General features: G+C 45.0%; 14 protein-coding genes. 5 read left to right on the forward strand and 9 right to left on the reverse strand.

Annotation, left to right across the window (positions count from 1 at the left end; translation table 11 throughout):
* Position 1 precedes the first annotated feature (1 nt).
* From acnA to BV405_RS04100, 4 genes are read right to left on the reverse strand one after another with little or no spacing between them, the layout of a single operon-like run.
* Positions 2–2,638 carry an aconitate hydratase AcnA gene (acnA, locus tag BV405_RS04085; RefSeq protein WP_086479601.1) on the reverse strand — a complete coding sequence of 879 codons (2,637 nt, stop codon included), beginning with the start codon at positions 2,636–2,638 and terminating at the stop codon, positions 2–4.
* Complete coding sequence (locus BV405_RS04090) at positions 2,635–4,137, reverse strand: tripartite tricarboxylate transporter permease (RefSeq protein ID WP_086479602.1); 1,503 nt, start codon at positions 4,135–4,137, stop codon at positions 2,635–2,637. Before BV405_RS04090 ends, acnA begins: the two co-directional genes overlap by 4 nt.
* A 3-nt stretch (positions 4,138–4,140) precedes the next feature.
* Positions 4,141–4,584, reverse strand: coding sequence for a tripartite tricarboxylate transporter TctB family protein (locus tag BV405_RS04095; protein WP_086479603.1), 444 nt, complete (start codon positions 4,582–4,584; stop codon positions 4,141–4,143).
* Positions 4,585–4,641: 57 nt separating this feature from the next.
* The gene (locus BV405_RS04100) at positions 4,642–5,622 is read right to left on the reverse strand and encodes a Bug family tripartite tricarboxylate transporter substrate binding protein (RefSeq protein WP_086479604.1); all 981 of its coding nucleotides are present in this window, start codon (positions 5,620–5,622) and stop codon (positions 4,642–4,644) included.
* Positions 5,623–6,695: 1,073 nt separating this feature from the next.
* Here BV405_RS04100 and BV405_RS04105 point away from each other — a divergent pair.
* Positions 6,696–7,751: an AbrB family transcriptional regulator gene (locus tag BV405_RS04105; RefSeq protein ID WP_245832259.1), complete on the forward strand. Its 1,056-nt coding sequence runs from the start codon at positions 6,696–6,698 to the stop codon at positions 7,749–7,751.
* A gap of 59 nt (positions 7,752–7,810) precedes the next feature.
* The gene (locus tag BV405_RS04110; RefSeq protein ID WP_086479606.1) at positions 7,811–8,287 is read left to right on the forward strand and encodes a small multi-drug export protein; all 477 of its coding nucleotides are present in this window, start codon (positions 7,811–7,813) and stop codon (positions 8,285–8,287) included.
* Between the two features lie 642 nt (positions 8,288–8,929).
* On the opposite strand, the gene BV405_RS04120 is transcribed toward BV405_RS04110, so the two are convergent.
* The 3 genes from BV405_RS04120 to BV405_RS04130 all read right to left on the reverse strand — a co-directional run bounded on the left by BV405_RS04120 (position 8,930) and on the right by BV405_RS04130 (position 11,960).
* Positions 8,930–9,946 (reverse strand): IS30 family transposase, encoded by a 1,017-nt coding sequence (locus tag BV405_RS04120; protein WP_086479608.1) that lies wholly within the window; start codon positions 9,944–9,946, stop codon positions 8,930–8,932.
* Between the two features lie 104 nt (positions 9,947–10,050).
* Positions 10,051–11,436 carry a DEAD/DEAH box helicase gene (locus BV405_RS04125; RefSeq protein ID WP_086479609.1) on the reverse strand — a complete coding sequence of 462 codons (1,386 nt, stop codon included), beginning with the start codon at positions 11,434–11,436 and terminating at the stop codon, positions 10,051–10,053.
* The gene (locus BV405_RS04130; protein ID WP_086479610.1) at positions 11,430–11,960 is read right to left on the reverse strand and encodes a hypothetical protein; all 531 of its coding nucleotides are present in this window, start codon (positions 11,958–11,960) and stop codon (positions 11,430–11,432) included. The genes BV405_RS04125 and BV405_RS04130 overlap by 7 nt, the downstream gene beginning before the upstream one ends.
* 99 nt (positions 11,961–12,059) lie before the next feature.
* On the opposite strand from BV405_RS04130, the gene BV405_RS04135 reads away from it, so the two are divergent.
* Entirely contained in the window at positions 12,060–12,368 is a 309-nt protein-coding gene (locus BV405_RS04135) for a helix-turn-helix transcriptional regulator (RefSeq protein WP_086479611.1), read from the forward strand.
* 277 nt (positions 12,369–12,645) lie between these two features.
* On the opposite strand, the gene BV405_RS04140 is transcribed toward BV405_RS04135, so the two are convergent.
* Both BV405_RS04140 and BV405_RS17610 read right to left on the reverse strand, forming a co-directional pair.
* A complete protein-coding gene (locus BV405_RS04140; RefSeq protein WP_086479612.1) occupies positions 12,646–12,981 on the reverse strand; it encodes a YegP family protein in 336 nt (111 codons plus the stop codon).
* A gap of 359 nt (positions 12,982–13,340) precedes the next feature.
* Entirely contained in the window at positions 13,341–13,514 is a 174-nt protein-coding gene (locus BV405_RS17610) for a hypothetical protein (protein WP_176330043.1), read from the reverse strand.
* A 150-nt stretch (positions 13,515–13,664) separates the two neighbouring features.
* Between BV405_RS17610 and BV405_RS04145 the strand changes: the two genes are divergently transcribed.
* Entirely contained in the window at positions 13,665–14,012 is a 348-nt protein-coding gene (locus BV405_RS04145; protein ID WP_086479613.1) for a helix-turn-helix domain-containing protein, read from the forward strand.
* Positions 14,005–14,886 (forward strand): ImmA/IrrE family metallo-endopeptidase, encoded by an 882-nt coding sequence (locus BV405_RS04150; RefSeq protein ID WP_086479614.1) that lies wholly within the window; start codon positions 14,005–14,007, stop codon positions 14,884–14,886. The genes BV405_RS04145 and BV405_RS04150 overlap by 8 nt, the downstream gene beginning before the upstream one ends.
* Positions 14,887–14,897: the final 11 nt, after the last annotated feature.

Genomic DNA, 14,897 nt, shown 5'->3' on the forward strand with positions numbered 1-14,897 from the left:
ATCAATACCTACTCAAATTGCGTTTTAGTATCATTGGTAAAACTCCACCGACGCGTAATAGCTCAAGTTCAAGTTGAGTCTCTACTGCAGCAATCGCGGTGATCTTATCCTCACGATGATCTCCTCGGAGGATTCTTACAGACACTTCACCTCTGCATATCAAATTTTCGATAGGTGCATTTATAGTAATCTGGTCCCCTGGTTTTATAGCTAGAGCCTCAGGGCTCATACCTTGCGGCAAACATAGAGGCAGTATTCCCATACCGATTAAATTTGACCGATGAATACGTTCAAAACTGGCTGCAACTACTGCTCTAACACCTAACAGCTGCTGTCCTTTAGCGGCCCAGTCTCTCGACGACCCCATGCCGTAGCGTTCACCTGCAATAATTACGACAGAGCTTCCGTCCTGTCGATATCGCTCAGCAGCCTCCCAAATAGGCATCACCTCCATGCTAGGAACGTGCAGCGTATGGGCGACGGGCATATCAGGATCGAGATAGTTAACAAGCGACTTGCTGTGGAAAGCCGCTCTCATCATAACTTCCCAGTTACCTCTCCGAGACGCAAATACATTTAGATCGTTTCTATCTTCTCCTCGAGCCACTAGGTAGTCCGCAACTAAGCTGTTTTTCGGAATTGCACTCGCAGGTGAGATATGATCTGTTGTAACGTCGTCTCCTAGAACCATCAATGGATAGGCACAAAACTCACCTAAAGAGGATCCCTGGCCCAGCGAAGCAAATGGAGGACGGCGAAGTATGTTTGAGGATTCATCCCATGGAAAACAATCAGAGACTGGTGACTCTAAAGCGTTCCAGAGTGGGTTTTGTGATGCTTCTTCGAAGTCATTTTTGAAATCTATGGTCTGGATGCCCTTGCTGAGCGCTAGGTTGATCTCTTCATGTGTAGGCCAAAGATCCGACAAATAGATAGGCTGACCCGAAGGCGAGATTTGTATCGGTTCACTACTGAGATCTATTTCTGCATTTCCTGCAAGCGCATATACGACGACCAACGCCGGGGACATGATGTAGCTAAGATCAATATCAGGATGTACTCTACCCGGAAAGTTCCGATTGCCTGACAGTATCGCTACTGGTTTACATTCCCCCCCAGATATAGAGTCGGCAATAGGAGTGGTCAACGGCCCTGAGTTACCAATACAGGTTGTACATCCGTAGCCAACGATCCCGAACCCAAGAGACTCAAGGGAAGCCAGCAAATTAGCTCGTTTTAGATACGAAAGCGCAGTAGGCGACCCTGGTGCCAAAGAGGTTTTAACCCAGGTTGATACAGTTAGACCGAAAGCAGAGGCCTTTTGTGCAACAACTCCTGCAGCCATAATAAGCGAAGGATCCGACGTGTTGGTGCAACTGGTAATCGCGGCGATTGCAACCGGAAACCGCGGAAAATCATGCGCTTCGGGGGCTTCGGCTCCAGTCGCCTCTCGAAGTTTCTCCGGTATTTGATCCAGCGTCACAAGGTCCTGCGGGCGTTTTGGGCCTGCGGCGTGGAAACCGATCTCTGATAGATCAATTTCAACAACTTGAGAGTACTCTGGCTCCGAATCCGGGACGAACCAGATACCTTGGCTAATCGCATAGCTTCTTACTTGATTAACCGATTCATCCGAACGTCCCGTCTTTGTGAGGTATTCGAGAGTGTGGTCATCAATAGGGAAGTAGCCCGTTGTTGCCCCATATTCTGGTGCCATATTAGCGATCACAGACCGCGCATCTGCATTCAGATTTGCAACGCCAGGACCGAAAAATTCCACAAACTCGCCGGTAACACCTACCTGACGCAATCGATGTGTTACTGTCAATGCAACATCCGAGGCCTGAACGCCAGCGGAAAGTTCTCCAGTAAATTTAACACCGATAACGTCAGGAACTCTGATCATGGTCGGCATACCAAACATAACGGTTTGCGCTTCTAATCCACCGACCCCCCAGCCCAATACACCAATTCCATTAATCATAGGTGTATGACTATCTGTCCCCAGCATCATGTCAGGAACCATCCACTGCTCGCCGTCACGCTCTTCTGTTGTAACGACTGTTGCGAGCTGTTCGAGGTTGATAGTGTGCATAATTCCAGTCCCTGGGGGATGAATCGTCACATTACCCAGTGCTCCCGCAGCCCAGCGCAAAAATCGATAACGCTCACCATTTCGGCGAATTTCATGCTGCATATTTTCTGAGGATGCGTCTTCCTTACCAAAGACCTCGACTGCCAATGAGTGATCGATGGCAACATCGACATGCAAGGTTGGCCTTAATACGGATGGTTCTGTCCCGGCTTCGCGAAGCGCATCTCGCATCCCTGCTATATCAACGAGAGCGGGCGTGCTGGTCGTGTCATGCATTAGCACACGACCAGGTTGGTAGGGTATCTCTCTAACGCTAGTGTGAGTATCTAGCCAACTCAAAATCGCGTTTACATTTTCTTTGCGTTCCACACCTTCAGAGTTGCGGTAAACGTTCTCAAGTAATAATCGTAATACAACTGGAAGGCGATTGAACTTATTTCCGGCAATCGACTGAATATCTACTACGTGATAGCTGCTCGAACCGATGTTTAAACGAGCGATATTACTGTACTTGTCCAATCCTACCTGTTGGGTTTGATTCATAATTTATGCTTCCGAGTAATTTGGGATTTAACTGACCAAATCAGCAGAAATACTGCGACGCCTATCGCAACAGCAGAAATTGGGCGGCTAATAAATATTGAAAGGTCACCTTTAAAAATGAGCATGGTTCGACGGAAATTCTCTTCAATCGGCTGTCCTAAGATAAGACCTAGGATAAGAGGAACGACCTCTAACTTTAACAACCACGCGATGTAGCCCATTGCGCCAAATCCAAGTAGCAAGTAAAGATCAAAGACGTTGTAATGGGTGCTGAATACCCCGATGCACGTGAATAGCAAGATGCCAGGGAAAAGCCACTGGTAGGGTATGCTCAACAATCGCACCCATACTCCAATCAGAGGGATATTGAGTACCAACAACATCAAGTTGCCTATGAAGAAACTCACGATCAGGCCCCAGAAAAGCTCTGGATTGGTGCTCATAACCATAGGACCAGGCTGAATACCTTGAACAACCAACCCTGCTAACAGTAGCGCCATAATGGCATCACCAGGGATTCCAAGTGTTAAGGTAGGAATGAACGCGGTGCCCACGCCGGCATTGTTACATGCCTCGGGCGAGGCTATTCCTTCTATGGCACCTTTTCCGAATCGCTCAGGCTGTTTAGAAACACGTTTCTCGACTGCATATGCCAAGAAGGTTGCCATACCACCGCCAGTACCAGGCAACGATCCGAAAAAAGATCCAATACCTGAGCCACGTAACATGGGGGCAAATGAGCGCTTCCAGTCTTCACGAGTGGGCATCTGATCTCGGAGGCTAAACTTCTGATTCACCGGTTGCACGTTAGGACTTCCCGCGCTTCGCATCACTTCTGATATGGCAAAAACACCCATAGCTACGACGATTAAACCGACCCCTTCGGACAAATCCGGAAAGCCGAATGTGAAGCGTTCTGTCCCACTATTTACATCGGTTCCAATAAATGACACCAACAACCCAATAATCATCATTGCTAGCCCCTTAAGTGGGGAACCATCCCCGACTGTCGAAGCCGCCACGAGACCTAGAAACATCAAGCCGAAGTATTCTGGCGGCCCGAAATTTAGCGCAGCCGCAGCCAGCATTGGAGCAAACATCATTAATAGAACTACACCAACGGTTGACCCCCAGAACGAAGCAATACACTTCATGAAGAGGGCGATTCCGCCTCGTCCCTGCTTTGCCATAGGGTAGCCATCAAGGACATCGACAGCAGCTGCAGGATGCCCGGGTACACCTAGGAGAATAGAGCACGTACCACCACCGTAATCTGCACCAAAATAAACGCCTGCAAGCATGATGAGAGCGCCGGTTGGTTCAAGGTGATATGTAAGCGGCAGTAACAGTGAGATGGTTATGAGTGAACCGAGACCAGGAATTACCCCAACCAAGGTTCCAAGAAAAACACCTACGAAACAGTACCAAAGATTCTGAAGCGTAAACGCTTCACTTGCGCCGATTGCAAGATGGTCAAAAAAACTAGATAAAATATCCATAAATCACCAAAAAACTGGAATTGTCATTTTTAACAGCAGGACAAAAACGACCCAGGAGATTAAGCAGAGACTAATCGCCAAAAAGAAGGAATGCTTGAAATTGAACCTTCTATCTGCAATAGACGAGATCACTACGAGGAGAATCGTAGATATTATTAGCCCCAATTTGGTAACTGTCAGCGCGAAAATCAGAACACCCAGAGCGACCGGTACTACTTTCCTCCAGTCCAGTTCTCGACCGCTATAATCTTGAGGTGGAAGTACTTGGGACATAATCGCAGCAATTACACCAAGAGCCGATAAAACAACAGCAAGTGCAAAGGGCATATAACCGGGGCCCATACTTCGTAACGTACCCATGCGATAGTTTGCGTAGACGTAAATGGCGACGATAAGCCCCAAAGAAAACAGTAGGATTCCAGCCCACAAATCTCGTGAAAGTTTCATAAAGTTTTTTACCGAAAAATGCGGCCCGATGAATGACCGAACCGCGAATGGAGCGAATTACTCAACTGAGATACCGGCTTTCTTAACAATTTCAGCAAACTGAGCACGCTCAGTTGCGAGAAAAGCTGTGAACTCAGCAACAGTCATAGGGGCAGGCTGCCCCCCCATGTTCTGGAGCTTAGTAGCAAGTTCGTCATTGTTCAGTGCAGCGACGATCGCACCGTTGAGCTTGTCAACAATATCTGCTGGAGTTCCTGCCGGTGCGAACATACCAAACCAGTTCTCCAGCTGATAGTTACTGAGTGGAGCATACTCAGCGATCGCAGGAATGTTTTTGTCGAATTGGGCGCGTTCAGCAGCCGTAATCGCAAGAGCTTTAACTTTTCCGTCAGTGATAAATCCGCGTGCAGCTGTGTAGCTCACAAAGGTCATATCCACGTCACCAGATGCAACATCTACCAACTGCTTTGATGCACCTTTGTATGGAATTTGAACCATATCAAGTCCAGACATACCTGCTAATAGAGCTCCATTAAGGTGCTGGGAATTACCGATACCACTCGTGCCGTAGGTCATACCGGGGTTCTCTTTAGCATAGGCAACGAACTCTTCCATAGTATTCGCAGGTACTTTAGGACTCAGAACCATTACGTTTGGAATTCGAGCAACCAATGTTATAGGTGCCAAATCTTCTGTTGGAGAGTACTGAATCTTCTTGTAAACAAATTCATTGATTGCTGCTTCGCCTGCAGAGCCTAACAGCACCGTGTAACCATCTGGAGCAGCTTTCACTACAGCATTAGCACCGATCATTCCACTACCGCCTGGTTTATTCTCAACAATTATTTCCGCGCCTAAGTTTTCACGGAGATTGTCAGCAATGATTCGCGCAACAGTATCTACACCGCCTCCTGGATTAAAAGGAACGATGATTCTCAAGGGTTTTGATGGGAAATCTTCAGCCAAAGCAACGTGAGAGATTAAAGCGATTGCAGCAACTAAGCCGGCGGCGAGAGCCTTCTTGAATGTGTTAAACATTTTTGACACCTTCTAATTGTTTTTGTTAACCACAATGTGCATATTTATATATAGAAATGCACTTTGCAAGTTTTTTTGCTTACAAATGCTTTCTGTCGACCGTGGCGGGTTTTGAAGAGAAATCTGTAAAGGGCCAAAGATGCAGCTAATAGAGCATGCTCTTTCAGATATTTGATCTCGTGTGAATGGTTAATTTATCTCAATCTATGGCAAGAGCAATTCCAACAAAATATTTTCATTGCATTTATGATTATGTATGTGCAATTGTACTGAAGGCGTTTCATACATGTAATTGGAACATCGGCAGAAGTTCTTAGAAGGGATGACTCACTCAAAAATGAAACTGTGTGCATTAGCCATTGCGACCGATGCGGCAATATGGTTTTCGCAGTATATACAGGGGCAGGTGGTGTTTTATTTACTGCAGAAGCGTAATGACTTCATATTGTACGAGCTCTCGTTAAACTCAAGGTGTATACCCTGAAGCAATTGATGGATTCAATATCAATCATTGCTGCCCCTCCCAATCTGTTACTTGATAAGTGAGAGCAATATGAGCACATCAGGCTAAGGCCACAAATGTAAATGATCTCGCGATTTTGAATACGAAGCTTACCTAGGAGCTAAGGCACCAGAGGGATATCCAATGTTATTTGCAAATAGCCTCAATATCGTTTGAGGACTAATCGCTGCCTTGATTATTGGAAACTTTATATTGGTGACCCTACATATCCCGTTGGCTGAAGTGTTCACTTGCGTACTTATGGTACCGATACGAATGGTATTTTCAGTTGTAGCCATGATCTGATTTGGTGGTTTCTACGCAATATCAGGGTCAACCTTCGATCTGTACTGATGATCGGATCCGGTCTTCTTGGATGGGCACTGCGTATTTTAGGCGTGACATTAGTCTCGTTCATTTTGGTAACTCTGTTAGGTATTAAGATGGCATTTAATCAACGCCGTGGAATGACTCTATCTGGGGGGGATGCTCAAAGGAAAATCAATGTTGAAACCAGTACAACAGTTGATCGAGTCATTAGTTAAATATTGAACAGGGAGTTTTGCTCGAAGTGATTTCAATTTTCACTACTTTTTTTACCAGCTCTTTCACTATTGCAGTGTTGGCGGGCTGGATTTTTTCTTATCTTGGTATTCCGTTAGGATGGCTGATAGGGAGCCTTCTGGCTGTCGTTGTTACCCAAGCAATAGGAATAAAGCCTCTCGCCTGCAAACCCTACTTGCCTTATGTAAGGGGAGCAGTTGGGACTCTTCTCGGTGTAACTGTCACATTCGAGTTTATACAGCTCGTGATAGATTCATGGGCATCTATTGTGTTTCTGCTAGCTGCGATGGCGCTGACGATCTTATCCGGCTATTACACACTCAGTCGTGTTTTTAACGTAGATCGAACAACTTCGCTACTTTGCTCAATCCCAGGAGGAATGACGGAAATATCGATGCTGAGCGAGCGCCCAGGCTGTGATCAGGTTCAAGTTGCCACAACGCATCTATTCAGAGTTGGTCTAGCTGTATTGGCAATGCCTCTCATCGTAGCATCGCTATACAATATCGAAATTTCCAAAGCTCCAGAAGATGCTGGCTTTGGTACCATGTCCTTTATAGATTGGCTATTTTTCGGATTTTGCGTGATGAGTGGGGCATTTTTCGAGAAGCGATTCAAACTTCAAGCAAGTGTAATTTTGATTCCTTTCTGTATTACCGCTCTTTTACATCTGTCCGGGATAACTGAGTTCGAAGTGCCAACTTATATTGTAAATATTGCACAACTTCTTATTGGAATTAATTTAGGATCTAAGTTTGGCACTCTGACCCGCTCTGCTATCAAACGTGTTTCATTTACATCATTAGTGATCGTCGTTATTCAGATCGGAATAGCGGTTGGATTGGGCTTGTTAGCAGCGATAGCCCTTGATCGCGACCCAATAACATTCATCATTTCTTACTCCCCTGGTGGGTTAGCAGAGATGTCAATTATTGCAGTAGCAATGCATCTTGAAGCAGCGTTCGTAGCGCTAAACCATCTATTCAGGCTTACAGCGGCGTTGCTCATAACCCCTGTGCTTCTCTCGATAGTTTCGAGTGATTCAAGCACTAATCAACGCTAGTTATTACACCCAGCTTACATGTGTAATTCTTCATACTAGAAAGCAAAAGAGCGACTCAAATGAACGATCTATTACTCTATGCCAGTGTCTTTGTGGGTTCAGCGATTCCAGTGCTTGAAGTGTGGATTGCTGTCCCATTGGGTGTCATTGCTGGATTGCCATGGATTCCAGCCGCTATTGCAGGATTTGTTGGAAATTTGCTTTCGCTCTTACCCATAATCTATGCAAGTGAAAAAGTTAAATTACTTATAAACCGTTGGGGAAATAAGCAGAAAAAAAAGCAAAATCCCGAAGGAACCTCAAGTCGTAAGCATTTGATTATGGAAAAATTTGGTGTTCCAGGCTTGGCATTTATAGGTCCATTTTTGATTGGTATTCATGCCGCCGGTGCATTTGCAATTGCCATGGGTGCTAGCAAAAAGATAGTAATGTTTTGGTTTACCTTGTCACTGCTTGCCTGTTCATTATTATTTGGTTTTTTAGCGTCTCTGGGGCTGACTCAAACTGGATCCGGAGAACAACTCCCTTTTCTGTAATCCACCGAAAGAACTCCACAGCTATTGTTTGTTGCTCATCGATTGGATCGACCAGCCTTCTTTAGGCTGTTTTTGCCCTGTTAGCCCCCCAACCTGTTCGTAAAACAGTGGCAGCAGATTATTTGCGTGACCGTGTTTATGCCGAGAACCATACAAGGCTATTGCACGACACTCCTTTTCGTTCAGAAATCCATCTGACCGCATAAACATCTTCCGTGATCTGTTTGACAGCTTGTATCTTACCCCCTTCTATAACTTGGATTTCATAGCGCCTGCTCTAGGCACTTAATACTGCTAATCAAATAAGCATCTAGAGAAGACTGGTCGATTCAGATCGACTCTACCCTTCCTTCCAGTCAAGAGTTACAACATTTCATACAGTGACTGTTCCTACGGTGCATCCTACCTCTGGCCTTAGGTAACAATATGCTTAACTTAGATTAATTTATTAGGTATTTATTAAACATTTTGCACCTCATATAGTGTATACACAAAGTATATTTGATGCCTTGTGCTCGTATCTCAATCCTATTCAGGGGTGTCGTATGTCTAATAAAGAAAACCGGCTTGCAGCATGCGGCTTGAACCAAGCTCAACTAGATGCTCACTGGATGGGCGGTTGCAGACTCTGAGTGCAACACACTATTGCACTGATGTGGTGGCATTATATTCCCGAGCCATCACATCACTTATCACTTCAATCGGGCAACGGTATTTAAAACGTTGCCGAGGTCTAATATTCAGCTCATAAGCAATCGCATCCAACTGCTCCTGGCTATGCACTGACAGACCTGTTCCTTTCGGTAAATATTGACGGATCAGGCCATTGATATTCTCATTGCTCCCCCGTTGCCATGGACTGTGTGGGTCACAAAAATAGATCGCTATACCCGTACGTTGCGTGATTTCCGCATGCTTGGCCATTTCTTTACCTTGGTCATAAGTCATGCTTTTACGTAGCTTCAGCGGCATACCATTTAATGCGGCACTGAAGCCCTCAACAGCAGATGTGGCTGTTGCGTCGTTCATTTTGACCAGTATGAGATAACCACTGGTGCGTTCAACCAGCGTTCCGACAGCAGAAGCGTTGTTTTTACCTTTGATGAGATCGCCCTCCCAATGACCAGGCATCAGGCGATCTTCAACCTCTGGTGGTCTTAGGTGGATGCTGACCATGTCAGGGATTTGGCCTCTGCGATCAACACCACCCGTCCGCGGCCTACGGGTCGTTTTGCCTTGCCGCAAACAATGAATCAGCTCTTTGCGCAGCTCACCAACAGGCAATGCATAGATGGCGTTGTAAATCGTCTCTCGACAGACATAGCTGTCTTCATATCCGGTTAGTTTCATGTGTTTAAGGTTACCCGCAATCTGTTGTGGAGAGAACTTCTTGCGCAGCATTACAATGACCAGTTCAAACAGCTCCTCACCCTGAATAAGCTTTTTACTGGGTCTACAAGCAGCTCTTCGAGCCAAGCGATTAACCTGAGCTTTTGGTGCTTCATATCGTCCATCAAAGAGCTGATTCCGACGCACCTCCCGACTGATAGTAGACGGACTTCGACTAATGAGACGAGCAATACGCCGCAGGCTGAGATTGTTGAGCAAGCCAACTTGAATCGTGGCGCGCTCTTCTATGTTAAGTTCTTTGTAAGTCATAACAACACCTTATCCGATATTGGATTAGGTGTTGCACTCATAACTGGCCGCTAAGAACATATACAAATAAAAAAATATAAAACCATAGTAACCATAATAATTATTCAATAATAACTAGATAAATCAAAAAAACTCGCCAGCAGTCTTTCCCTAAATGATTTAAGTTTCACTTCAAAGGATACTGATTTACAATTTTCTTGTTTATAAAGACCTAAGCCAGAAAGCTCGGGAGCCGATATTCCTTGGTCTGCATTAGTGTGAGTTGAGGCACCGCAGTACCCCGCGGGCTCTGAATACACCTCTATGGCAGTTCCGCTTACCTGTTCTAAACCCTCGTGCATATAACAACCCGGCACATCCTCATTTAGTCGCTCGGCATATTTGACCAGACGCGGTTCAGCGAGCATATAGAGGTATGCCTCATTCTCTTGATCAGGTGAAGTGCGTATAACCCTGCCAGTAATCTGTCGGAAATAAAGCTCTGTGGTTACATCTGTGAGATGACAACAAACCTGCAAACGAGGAATATCAGTACCTTCAGAAATCATCGCAATACTGATAATCCACTCTGCATCACCGTTTTTGAAGTCATCAATCAGGTCCGAAGAATCTTGCTGATAGTAGGAAACCACCCTCGCCATTTTGCCGAATACTGATGCGAGTAGCTCTTGAATTTGAAGCGCATGCTCACAGGAAGAGGCCACAATAAGCCCACCGGCATTGGGGGATTTTTTACGAAGTTCAGTGAGCTTTGAAATGCCTTTACCTAGAAGATATTCAATGATTTCAGGGTGCTTAATAAGGTTCCGATATCCAAGTTCACCGCTTTCAAGTACTGCGGCTATATCTTGATACGTCGTGAAATCCTGCTGACGTTTAACAGTAATATCTTCAATATCAATTGCAGTGACCTTAGGCATTCTGCACACACCATCTCTGATCGCTTCGGCCAAACCATAGGAGAAGTCACAGAGAATGTTTCCTTCTCGATCGGCATAACGGGCAAAAGGAAGGGGTAGCGTATCAGTCCGCCACGGTGTGCCAGTCAAAGAAAGCGTGTAAGTTGCCAGTTCCTGAATACTGGTCAGAAGGTGCAATCCCCAGCTATTCGATTCAGAAACCCCATCACCTGCACAGTGATGAATTTCATCAAACACGACCAGCACACGGCTATTGCGAAGGTCGTTAATCAGTTGGTTGGCACTGATCAGCGAGTGATAGGTCCTAGAGGCACCGACTGAGCCTAATCTCCCATGAAATGGTCTCTCCAGAACTGACTGAAAAGCCTCTTCTATACCTGAAGCAACAATCCGCGACGGAGAAAAGCAAACGACATAATCAACCTGATCGTTGGTGATAAGCTGCTTCGCAACCTCGGCTGCCAGCTTAGTTTTGCCTGCCCCCGGTGCCGCCAAAACCAGAAAATGAGACTGAGTTTTGTAGGATATTGCAGCCTGCTCCAGGCAGTCTTTCTGCCAGCGTCTCAACATGCTGATGCTCTCTCCACAGAGGTCGCATCAATAATTTTCTGAATCGCATTCAGCCTGCCATAAAGCAGAGCGGCTGAATCTCTTGATTCATTCAGCAAGTCTGCAATAACTTTTTGCGCCTCAGGAAACTTTGCCATGTAATCCTGAAATGCTTCGACCTCACCCATTTTGAGCTTCAGCTCTGCAGATAGTGTATCTTTCTCCTGTCGTAGTGAAGATGCACAAATGGCTAATTCGGGTTTGTAGCCTTGTTCGTTCCGATTTTTGACCGGGCTGGCAAGCATCTCCACCAGTGCATCGCAAAAAACATATCTTGTAGTGTTTCTCTCACCTTCGGAGTAAAGCAGATTTTTCTTCTTAAGCTGATGAATATGCCGTCCGACAAAGCGCGTAGCATCCGCTTCCTGAAGCTGATTAACCTCCATCACCAGTTGGATCAGTTCTTTTCGGCCTATGCTCGTAGCATTGACTTTGCGAAGAATGTTCGCAAAAACGAAATTGATATTGGTTTTTCTCGCGCTCATTTCAAATCTCGAAACCATAAAACTTAGGATTGCTAAGTATACAGAAATCAGCAAAACTTAGACAATCTAAGCAACTTAGGTTTCAAAGATGATGTTCCATTGCAGTCTGACAATCCCATTCCATTACGACTCAAGCAAGCTCGCACAAGAGCAGGCATCTCCCAGAAAGCACTTGGGATAAAAATTGGTATGGATGAAAGTTCTGCCAGTGGCCGCATGAACCACTACGAAAAAGGTCGTCACGTTCCGGATGTGGCAACACTGAGGAAAATTGCGGCCGAGCTCAACGTACCACTGAACTTCTTCTTCTGTGAAGATGAGCTCAGTGCAGAGCTAGCCTGCCTGATAGCCAAGCTGGATGAAAAGAAAAAGCAGGAGCTTATTGAACTCCTCAGCCATCGAAACTAAAGATGACATTCTGATTAGCACACTTATCAATGAGTTGGCTAAGAGTCCATTTAAATTTTATCGTTGGCAATGAAAAGCCCTCGTCAATCACTAAGCCCTCACACCTGATGTAGTTCAGCACCCTGAAGAGACGATTTAAATCAACAAGCCACAGAAAGAATTCATGCGCCACATTTCTTGAGCTTACTCAGACGTCGAGAAACAAACAATTCGGCCTGCCTTCAAATCACACCGGCTCAGAAAAGCACCGCTCATCGAAGAGCGGTGCAAAACCCTTCTATGTTAAATCAATCAAATTGGCACTAGGGGCGTTGCTCTTAACAGACTCAATACCGTTATCTCGCGCACCAGAGGTAGTGTACATTTCACTAACTCCAATCACTTGATTATTTCCAGCATGTAGATTGAAGAAAAACTGACCATCACGAGCTACCTTACGGTTATATTGCTTATCATCAGTAGCGTTGTACCGGACTGAAGCGATACCATTTTCACATCCACCTTTATTAACATAACCTTCACTTGAGAGAATCACCTGACCATTAGCGGCCTTAAGGCGAAAATAAAACTGCATATTTGCAGTGCTTCGGAAAATTTCAAACTTACCAGACATAATCATTTACCCCTCAAAAAATTCAAACGTCGATGCCATTTCAGGCTGGCATCAGGCCTTTCGCATTATCGGGTAGGCATAGAGCGGAAATGGGCTCCTACGTCTTCCCATCTTCCACATCGAAACCTTGTGTATGAACACACATGAACGACTTTTTGCTTGTCCATTGTGTATACCTCCATTCAAAAAGTTACGGAGGGACGTCTTGTAATGCGAGATAGCTAAAGTTATGCTGGAGATCAATTTCGACACTAGCAGTAACTGCGGAGACCGACACCTCCGGTTATTGTCTCGAAATAAATGTCGCCACAACATTTATTTCCTATCTCGCCAAAATAGGCATTCACGAACGTGAATGCCTATTTTTCCTTTCGGACACCTTTAAAAGGCGTCTTATCAGATGTTTTCACATCCATAAACCGTCCTGTCTTTGCATCGCGTTTAACCCAGTTACCACTTGGAGTTTGCGTTTGTGACCTGCTGCGTACAGCTCCATGACGACGGTTGTCGCCTGATTTACCATTTGTGGCCATATAAGCCTCCGTTATCAATTGCCTTACGTTAATCGTATAGGAATACCTAACGACACGATAAGGATGCCATACTTTTTTTTGTTGTCAAGCTATCGCTAACGACCTATGTTAGGTATATCATACGCGACATTTTGAATCAGGGAGAAAACGATGAAAGAGCTTGCTGAAAAGCTGAGAGAGCTTCGAGCAGAAAAGGAAGTGTCTCTCCAAACCGTTGCTAATGCTGTTGGAGTATCCAAACCCCATGTTTGGGAGTTAGAAAAAGGGAAGGTAAAGAACCCATCATTAGAGATAGTGACAAAAATGGCACAATTCTATAATGTGAAAGTGGATTATTTGGCTGGTAACGAGGAAAAAGAGTATGTAAGTAGCCCAAATGCTCTTTTTCGCGAAATAGATGAAGCCAAACTTACTGATTCTGAAAAAGAAATCATTCAAAATGCCATACAAATGGCTATGGCTTTAATCGAGAAGTCTAGAAAGGAACTTGATGATTGATCTTGATTTGATGGCGCTGTCGGATGCTTTTCACGCTGATGATAAAGTTAACGAAATATTCCGACAGTGCCCCGACTTGGCGTTTCCAATTCCCGTCAGAGAAATTGCCCTCAGAACCGGCATTATCAAGATTGCTACGTTCTCTGAATTACTTCCATGGCTGGACTCGAGCGGAATTCCTCTTGAAGGCATGATTATTAGTGATGACTACAAAGAAAAGGGAGTCATCCTATACAAAGAGCATCCCCATGCCCCTGGAAGAGACAATTTTACAATCGCACATGAATTAGGCCATCACCTTCACCAAAACCACCGATCTACTCAAGGGTGTATCAGTAGTGACTTCAACGAAAAACAAGATATCTTTGAGCGTGAAGCAAATCTTTTCGCAGAAAAACTAATCCTTCCAGAGCACTTAGTAGCTCCTTATCTCAATGGCAAAGAGCCATCTTTAGAGCTGTTCAAGGAACTATCAGAGCTTAGCCAAGCAAGTTTCGCCCTAACAGCTAGAAGGTGTTGCACGCTGATGTACAACACCCCTATGTTTTTGATTTTCTCATACAATGGGGTTTGTTACTCAGTTTGGAACAATAGGAAAGGTGCAAGGGAACACCTAATGATAAACAAAGGGTGTAAGCTTCCTGAACAATCTCAAACGGCCAATTTTAATGTATTTCCGGGTACTATTTTAACAGAAGATAAATGTGCTGATGATATATGGTTCCACCCTGATGCATTAGAGCTATTTCCTGATGATATTAAAGAACAAACCTACTACCAACAAAGTGGATACGCTGTGACTCTTCTTTCATCCTGCAGTAAAAAAGTAGTTAATCAAAAAGCCTTTTGCACTAAGCTTACCATCCATTCGTAGGCAGATTAATA

This window comes from Oceanospirillum sanctuarii (genome assembly GCF_002150805.1).
GTDB lineage: Bacteria > Pseudomonadota > Gammaproteobacteria > Pseudomonadales > Halomonadaceae > Oceanospirillum > Oceanospirillum sanctuarii.